Origin of the sequence: Paenibacillus sp. 3LSP (assembly GCF_032465655.1) — a bacterium.
GTDB classification, from domain to species: domain Bacteria; phylum Bacillota; class Bacilli; order Paenibacillales; family Paenibacillaceae; genus Fontibacillus; species Fontibacillus barengoltzii.
On sequence record NZ_JAWDJI010000081.1, the window covers coordinates 21,305 to 28,561 of the forward strand.

The 7,257-nt window shown below is 50.7% G+C and carries 8 protein-coding genes, 1 tRNA gene and 1 pseudogene; 8 read left to right on the forward strand and 2 right to left on the reverse strand.

Annotation, left to right across the window (positions count from 1 at the left end):
* Nucleotide 1: 1 nt before the first annotated feature.
* The gene (gene trmD / locus RW092_RS06285) at nucleotides 2-826 is read left to right on the forward strand and encodes a tRNA (guanosine(37)-N1)-methyltransferase TrmD (RefSeq protein ID WP_016312466.1); all 825 of its coding nucleotides are present in this window, start codon (nucleotides 2-4) and stop codon (nucleotides 824-826) included.
* On the opposite strand, the gene RW092_RS06290 is transcribed toward trmD, so the two are convergent.
* Both RW092_RS06290 and RW092_RS06295 read right to left on the reverse strand, forming a co-directional pair.
* The gene (locus RW092_RS06290; RefSeq protein ID WP_016312465.1) at nucleotides 801-1,727 is read right to left on the reverse strand and encodes a polysaccharide deacetylase family protein; all 927 of its coding nucleotides are present in this window, start codon (nucleotides 1,725-1,727) and stop codon (nucleotides 801-803) included. The genes trmD and RW092_RS06290 overlap by 26 nt on opposite strands.
* 142 nt (nucleotides 1,728-1,869) lie before the next feature.
* The gene (locus RW092_RS06295) at nucleotides 1,870-2,385 is read right to left on the reverse strand and encodes a stalk domain-containing protein (protein ID WP_085278856.1); all 516 of its coding nucleotides are present in this window, start codon (nucleotides 2,383-2,385) and stop codon (nucleotides 1,870-1,872) included.
* A 251-nt stretch (nucleotides 2,386-2,636) separates the two neighbouring features.
* Here RW092_RS06295 and RW092_RS06300 point away from each other — a divergent pair.
* The 7 genes and pseudogenes from RW092_RS06300 to RW092_RS06330 all read left to right on the forward strand — a co-directional run.
* Nucleotides 2,637-2,710, forward strand: a tRNA-Pro gene (locus tag RW092_RS06300).
* A gap of 167 nt (nucleotides 2,711-2,877) precedes the next feature.
* The gene (locus tag RW092_RS06305) at nucleotides 2,878-3,138 is read left to right on the forward strand and encodes a hypothetical protein (protein WP_016312464.1); all 261 of its coding nucleotides are present in this window, start codon (nucleotides 2,878-2,880) and stop codon (nucleotides 3,136-3,138) included.
* 242 nt (nucleotides 3,139-3,380) lie between these two features.
* The gene (rplS, locus tag RW092_RS06310) at nucleotides 3,381-3,725 is read left to right on the forward strand and encodes a 50S ribosomal protein L19 (RefSeq protein ID WP_009222984.1); all 345 of its coding nucleotides are present in this window, start codon (nucleotides 3,381-3,383) and stop codon (nucleotides 3,723-3,725) included.
* A gap of 119 nt (nucleotides 3,726-3,844) precedes the next feature.
* Complete coding sequence (lepB, locus tag RW092_RS06315) at nucleotides 3,845-4,513, forward strand: signal peptidase I (protein ID WP_009222985.1); 669 nt, start codon at nucleotides 3,845-3,847, stop codon at nucleotides 4,511-4,513.
* A gap of 68 nt (nucleotides 4,514-4,581) precedes the next feature.
* Nucleotides 4,582-5,445: a ribosome biogenesis GTPase YlqF gene (ylqF, locus tag RW092_RS06320; RefSeq protein WP_009222986.1), complete on the forward strand. Its 864-nt coding sequence runs from the start codon at nucleotides 4,582-4,584 to the stop codon at nucleotides 5,443-5,445.
* 246 nt (nucleotides 5,446-5,691) lie between these two features.
* Nucleotides 5,692-6,312: a ribonuclease HII gene (locus RW092_RS06325; RefSeq protein WP_139817506.1), complete on the forward strand. Its 621-nt coding sequence runs from the start codon at nucleotides 5,692-5,694 to the stop codon at nucleotides 6,310-6,312.
* 71 nt (nucleotides 6,313-6,383) lie between these two features.
* Nucleotides 6,384-7,257, forward strand: a pseudogene (locus RW092_RS06330) (flagellar hook-length control protein FliK); the annotation flags it as partial.

A 7,257-nucleotide genomic window follows, 5' to 3' on the forward strand; every position in this document is an offset into this window, starting at 1 on the left:
GATGCGCGTCGATGTGTTGACCTTGTTTCCTGAAATGTTCGCCGGCGTATTTGGCAGCAGCATCCTCGGCAAAGCTCAGGACAAGGGGATTGTGTCCTTCAACGCCATTAACTTCCGGGACTATGCAGGCAATAAACATGGAACCGTTGATGATACGCCTTATGGCGGCGGCGGGGGCATGGTGCTGAAACCGGAGCCGATTTTTCGTGCGGTTGAAGATTTGCTTGGACGGCAGGTTGATGGGGATACCGGAGATTCGGCGGAACATCCGGCAGTTGCCGCAGAACCTGACCTGGCGGCTAACCCTTCCGTTCGCCCGCCCCGCATTATCTTGATGTGTCCGCAAGGCGAGACGTTTACGCAGAAGAAGGCGGAAGAATTAGCCCAGGAAGATCACTTGATTTTTATTTGCGGGCATTATGAAGGTTACGATGAACGGATTCGCCAACACTTGGTCACCGACGAGTTATCGATTGGCGATTATGTACTGACCGGGGGCGAGCTGCCAGCGATGGTGGTCATCGACAGCGTGACGCGCCTGTTGCCTGGGGTGTTAGGCAATGAAACAAGCGCGATCACCGATTCGTTTAGCACCGGGTTGCTGGAATATCCGCATTACACACGCCCGGTTGAGTTTCGCGGATGGAGAGTGCCAGATATTCTGCTCAGTGGACATCATGCCAATGTCGATGAATGGCGGCGCAAGGAAGCGTTACGGCGGACGTGGGAACGACGGCCCGATCTGCTCGAAAAGGTGGAGTTATCTCCCAAGGACTTGCGTTGGCTCGAAGAAATCAAAGCTAGTCATCCGAAAGAGAAGGAGTAAGTAACTTCTCCATGTCTGTGTCCGATGTGACCGTCAAGCGGTTCAAAGCCATTAGCCGGTCACCGGGCTTGACAAAGCCTTGGCGAACGGTGAAAGCCATGCGGTAGCCGTTCTCCTGCAGCTCATAGATCATCTGCCGGGATTTCTCGCCATACGGGTATGCAAAGTACGGAGAGTCAACCCCGGTTTCTTTCATCTTGTCGATATCGGCCTGAATTAACTTAGAGTCTAGCCCTGCGGATGACGGAACTCCGCATTTTTGGAAGCCTTTGTAATGCAAATTATACGTGTGGCTGTGGAACTCGAATACATCGCGCGCCGCGTGGATTTCTTCTTTTGAAAGATATGTTTTCTTCGTCGGATCGAAGGTTTGAGTTTCTGCTTCGATTTTACTGCCGATGACAAAGATAGCTGCTTTGAATCCATAGTTTTTGAGAATGGGATAAGCATAAATATAGTTATTTTGATAGCCGTCATCGAAGGTAATGACCACGCTCTTGGCCGGCAGGGAGATCTGCCCTCTGACGTATTGTTCAAGTTCGCTTAAAGAGGCTGTATAATACCCTTGCTCATGCAGATAGGCCATCTCAGCTTCAAAAGCCTCAAGATTGATAATCGACTTGTTGCCAGGCTCTTGATTGTATTGCTTTGGAGTGATGTAATGATACATCAGTACGGGCACTTGCTCGGCGGTGCCTGGGGCAACCGCAAAGTCCATCGGCAGGGTTGGATATTCCTCATGCTTCGTATGGCTTGAAGTAAACACCTTCGTTTTCACCATATCCCAAGAGGTGCAAGCCTTACGGGCCAAAACCGTATTCGGGTGGGTCACTGCGGCCGAATACACTAGAATCGAAATTGCTGCGAAAAATAGTACATACCTCGCTAATCTTCTGCTCATTTCTCCACAAACTCCTATTTTCTCTAATAGATCTATTTTATTTGTTCTCTCTATAAAAGTGGTTACGATTTCTTATCCATAGGTACAAACGAAAAACCCCCGGTAGAGTTACCGAGGGGGATGTCTAAATAGATGTTTCGTTTTATTCAACGATGTATCCAGCGGCGATGACGTCTTTTTTGCTTAATACAATCGATCCCAGCTCTTTCTTGATCGTGATCAAGTGAGAACCGTTTGTAATGATGGAAGTTGTTTCTCCATCCTTAAGGTTTGCGGCATTTAAGCTAAATGCGGTAGTGCCCGAAGCTCGAACGACGTATACATCAGGGTTCTCTTCTGATTTTGAAGCAGAGAGGCGTGGATTTGCAGCGATTAAATCGGATAAGGTGATCCATTCCTTCTTTGAACTGAATGAAATGGTTTTGGTCGCACCGTTATAGGTTGTGTCGTAATTAAACAAGCTTGCGGCCTCACGAATCGGAACATAGGTCGTTCCATTAAAGACCAGCGCATCCGCCGTCAGCTTGGTTTGCCCATTCACCACAAAATTGAAGTATTTAATGGTCGCTTTGACCGTTTTTACTGCAGGGGCTGCCCCTGCCACGGATGCCGTACCGATTAAGGCGCTAGCTGCAACCGCGAGTACGATTTTTTTCATGAGAAGTTTCCTCCTATCGTTTATCGTCCTTTAAAAATATTACATAGAAGCTTATCTAATGATATAGGTTTTGTGGGTTATTTTACGGGGAGGTGATCAGACAAAGGGACTAGCCCTAATAGAGAGAGAATAGGTCTTAGGCTTGCGTCTAAACTCTTGCGAGCGTGCGCGGCTATCGCTTATAATGGTAATACGCGATTGACATCCGGTTAACGTTGAACGGCAAATCGTTAACCTTTATATGTGATTATCGGGGTATGGCGCAGTCAGGTAGCGCGCACCCTTGGGGTGGGTGAGGCCGTGGGTTCGAATCCCGCTACTCCGATCTTTAGCAAACCGAAGGAACAGGCAAATTTCAATTGAATTTTGCCTGTTCCTTTTTTATACCGCGCAAGCTATCAAGACAGTTGCCTCAAACCGTTAGTCGCCCATACCGTTCGTCCACTGTTCTCATACTATGCATTAGCTTGCATAAGGAAGGGGAACAAGGGAATGGAAGAGATATATTATAATTGCTTACGATGCATGGGGAAGCGTGTTCGGATTTTAACCCGTGATGGGGCTGTACACGAAGGCACGATTGTGAAGGTTGACCGGAACAACGTATATTTAAAAAGATCGGGGAAAGGCCGGGCTCGAATCTCGGCATTTTATCCGCCCTACTATGGTGGCTACGGGTACGGTCCTTATGGAGCGGCCGACGAAATTTTGACGCTGAGCCTGTTCACGCTCTTGGCGATTGCTTTAATTTAAGGTTAAAACGTTCGCCTCCAAGGGATTGGAGGCATTTTTTTGTTCAAAATCGGATAGGATAAATTTAAGGATATCCCCTGATAACCCTTGCCTTGTTAACCTTATATTTTTCTTGCGAAGCCTATGAGATTATGGTACAATTCAATTTGTTGTGAATTCGGTGGTCCGCTGCGGATGATGAAGAAGAACAAGAGGTTCTTTGGAAGAGGCATGAACACCTGAGTGGAAGGAGGGAGTCCTAGATGAATATCGTACAAGCGATTACGCAAGAACAGCTTCGCAAGGATATTCCGAGCTTTCGTCCTGGTGACACTTTGAAAGTGTACGTTAAGGTTATCGAGGGATCTCGTGAACGCGTCCAATTGTTCGAAGGTGTTGTGATTAAGCGTCGTGGCGGCGGAATTAGCGAAACTTTTACGGTTCGTAAAATTTCGAACGGTGTAGGCGTGGAAAGAACTTTCCCGCTTCATTCCCCGAAAATCGATAAAATCGAAGTGGCTCGCCGTGGTAAAGTGCGTCGTGCGAAGTTGTATTATCTTCGTGAACTTCGCGGTAAAGCAGCGAGAATTAAAGAAGTACGTCGTTAATTTTCCGTTAACGAAGAGGGGGCTTGTATCCAATCAAGCCCCTTTGCTTTTTCTTCGGGAAGTTTCGAGATTCACTACCTCCAGTACATATTTTATGAGATAAGGAGAGGTCACGATCCATGGAGAAGCATGAACGTCAGGGTTATCCGGAGGTTTCGCCGTCTTCCGGACGGGTGGAGCAGTCGCCAGACGGGCCAGGAGCGGTGCAAACGCCGCCTGCGGGCAAGAAGGAAAAAAGCGAGGCGTTGGAGTGGCTGAAAGCTATCGCCATCGCCATTGTGTTGGTTCTCCTGATTCGTTGGCTTTTCTTTGCTCCGTTTATTGTCGACGGCCCGTCGATGCAACCAAACTTTCATACGGGGGAACGGATCATCGTTAACAAGATCATTTACGATATCCGCGCTCCAAAACACGGTGAAGTCATTGTTTTCCACGTTCCGTCGGAAGGCCGGGATTTCATCAAACGGGTCATCGGCGTCCCTGGAGATACCGTCCAAGTGGAAGGGGATACGGTGACGGTCAACGGGAAGGTTGTAGATGAAACATACATTAAAGATGTTGTGGTAGAGAAGCATAATAATAACGAGCTGTACAATACGGAGGCGAATTTTCCGAACGAGCTGGTTCCGGATGGAACGGTGCCGGAAGGATACGTATTTGTACTGGGGGATAACCGCTCGAATAGTACGGACAGCCGACGGATCGGTTACGTACCATATAAAGACATCGTAGGTCGGGCAGATTTGGTGTTCTGGCCGCTGTCGGACCTGAAGTTGATCCGACACTAGATGCTGGGAAAGTAGAATGGGAGAAACGTGAGAGAAGGCGCGTTCTTGGGACAGTGAGGTGAAGGTATATGACAATTCAATGGTTTCCCGGCCACATGACCAAGGCACGCCGGCAAATCCAAGAGAAGCTGAAGCTGATCGATGTGGTCATCGAGCTCCTTGACGCGAGGTTGCCTCTGTCGAGCCGAAATCCGATGATCGATGAGATTTTGCAAGGCAAGCCGCGCTTGATTGTTTTGAATAAATCCGATTTGGCCGATCCTGCGGTGACGCGGCAGTGGATCGCTTATTTTAAGGAAGAAGGGCATCTGGCCGTTGAAGCCGACGCGGCAAGCGGGCAAGGCCTAAAGGAAATTCCCCGCTTGGCCAAGGAGCTGCTGAAGGAGCGGATCGAGAAGCAAATCGCCAAAGGTATCAAGCCTCGGGCGGTTCGCGCTTTAATTGTCGGAATCCCAAATGTCGGGAAATCCACGCTGATTAATGGTTTAGCGGGTCGTAAAATTGCGGCGACCGGCGACAGACCCGGCGTCACCAAAGGTCAGCAATGGATTAAGGTAGGGACGGAGATGGAGTTGCTCGACACGCCGGGCATTTTGTGGCCGAAGTTTGAAGATCAGAACGTCGGCTACCGACTGGCTGTAACCGGAGCGATCCGCGAAGAGATTTTGAATGTGGAAGACATCGCTTTTTTTGCCGTAAAATATTTAGTTCGGTATTACTGGGAACCGTTCAAAGAACGGTTTGAACTGGATCAACCGCCGAGAGACTTCGACGATCCGGACGAAATCGTTGCGATCATGGAAGCAGTGGGGCGAAAACGCGGTTGCCTTATCAGCGGTGGACGCGTGGATTTGGAGAAAGCATCGGGGATATTGCTTCGCGAATTGAGAGCCGGCAAGCTGGGCCGATATTCGTTAGAATCCCCCTATTAATAAATGCATGCCGCTGGCAGTTTGAAGTTTCTACTTCAGATTGTCGGCGGCTTGTTTTTTTAGCGAAAGGCTGTAGAATCGAAATAGGATTGCCGATAAAATAAGGGAAGCATCGTAAAACATAGATGAAACCGATAGGATGATGGATGCGCTCCAGGCGTGGAACCCTCATTTTCGCATCTAGAGAAAGAGAACAACATAGAACAGCTCACCACGGGGGGAGTTTCGCGAGTAAAGGGAGGCATTATGGAAGATTTATTAAAATATGAGCGCGAGTATTGGCAAGCGGGATATTCGCATATTGCGGGGATCGATGAAGTGGGCAGAGGCTGCTTGTTTGGAGATGTGGTTGCCGCTGCGGTCATTTTGCCGCAAGGACTCGTGCTGGAAGATGTGAACGATTCGAAGAAATTAAGCGCCAAGAAGCGGGAGAAGCTATATGATCTCATCATGGAACAGGCGATTGCCGTGGGGATCGGATCCGTGGATGCGGCGACCATTGACCAAATCAATATTAAGCAGGCGACAAGGCGGGCGATGAAGCAGGCGGTAGAACAACTGTCGATTCAGCCGGAATATCTGCTCATCGATGCAGAGAAGGTGGATGTGCCCATTCCCCAACTTTCAGTGATCAAAGGGGATGCCACCAGTCAGTCGATCGCGGCCGCTTCGATCGTTGCCAAGGTGACTCGGGACCGTTTGTGCCAAGGCGAATGGGATGCACGATATCCGGAATACGGAATCGCCGTACATAAAGGTTATGCAACCAAGCTGCACCGTGAACAGCTTCTGGCATTGGGGCCAACGCCCATGCATCGCAAGAGCTTTATGCGCAATTTGTTCGTTGAAGAACAAACTTTGTTTTAACCGGCCTTTCTTACCCGCTCTCGATGGAGGCGGGTTTTCCATATCTTCAATCCAGTCTAAGGGGGGAGCTTATGAATATCGGACCGCTGCTGCGCAGTATGATGGGGGACGTTCGTTCCGGGGAAGCGAAATCGCTGGAACTCAAGACGGGGCAAGTGGTCCGCGGCACGGTGTTGTCCGTCTCCGATGATGGGCAAGTGGCCGTCATTCAGGTCCAAGGTGTGAAGCTTCACGCTGCCTTGGAGACGCCGATGCGTCCAGGAGAAACGACGCTCCTGCAGGTGCAGCCGGAATCGAAGGACGGACTCGCGGTCTTGAAGCCAATTTCCGCAGACCCGGGGACTGTCCTGTCTCCTGCTTCTCTCGCCAAGGCGCTCGAATCGCTGGGACTTGAGAATTCGCCGGCGAACCGGGAATTCCTGCAGATGATGCAGAAAAACGGAATTCCATTAACACGGGAAAATTTTGCGCTCCTGCAAAAGGTCTCCGGGCTAAAGCCGGCTGGAGTACCATTGTCGGAGTGGATTCAGGCGGCGGGTATCGCCTTTGGACGGGGACTTCCGATCACCGGTGAAACGGTAGCGGGGCTGCATCAAGCTGTTTTTGGCCCTCCGCTGCACGTCCTGCTGTCCTCGCTGGAGGAGCAGATCGCCAGCTTTTTGCGCCAATTGGGGCCGGAGATGACCGGGAACGGGGGGCAACCCCGCTCAGGCCCGGCAGCGGCTGGCTCATCGGCTCAGACAGGGCAATCGGCATCTCCTTTGCCAGCGGGAGACACCGCGGCTCCTGCATCGTCCGGGGCGAATGCCGGGACAGCCGCCGGAGGGGCGGCCCAACCAGGTGCGCTGCCGAACGGCGGAGCAGCTCCGCCGAATCAGGCGGCGGGGCTGATGCAGTTAGCCCGGCAGGGCGCTTATGCGGTCGGCTCGGACGGACCGCCATCCC

Bases quoted from the DNA above. Each gene is read 5' to 3' on its own strand.
- RW092_RS06325 (WP_139817506.1), top strand. From the start codon at position 5,692: ATGGAAGATTTATTAAAATATGAGCGCGAGTATTGGCAAGCGGGATAT.
- lepB (WP_009222985.1), top strand. From the start codon at position 3,845: ATGGAGAAGCATGAACGTCAGGGTTATCCGGAGGTTTCGCCGTCTTCC.
- RW092_RS06295 (WP_085278856.1), bottom strand. From the start codon at position 2,385: ATGAAAAAAATCGTACTCGCGGTTGCAGCTAGCGCCTTAATCGGTACG.
- RW092_RS06290 (WP_016312465.1), bottom strand. From the start codon at position 1,727: ATGAGCAGAAGATTAGCGAGGTATGTACTATTTTTCGCAGCAATTTCG.
- rplS (WP_009222984.1), top strand. From the start codon at position 3,381: ATGAATATCGTACAAGCGATTACGCAAGAACAGCTTCGCAAGGATATT.
- RW092_RS06305 (WP_016312464.1), top strand. From the start codon at position 2,878: ATGGAAGAGATATATTATAATTGCTTACGATGCATGGGGAAGCGTGTT.
- trmD (WP_016312466.1), top strand. From the start codon at position 2: ATGCGCGTCGATGTGTTGACCTTGTTTCCTGAAATGTTCGCCGGCGTA.
- ylqF (WP_009222986.1), top strand. From the start codon at position 4,582: ATGACAATTCAATGGTTTCCCGGCCACATGACCAAGGCACGCCGGCAA.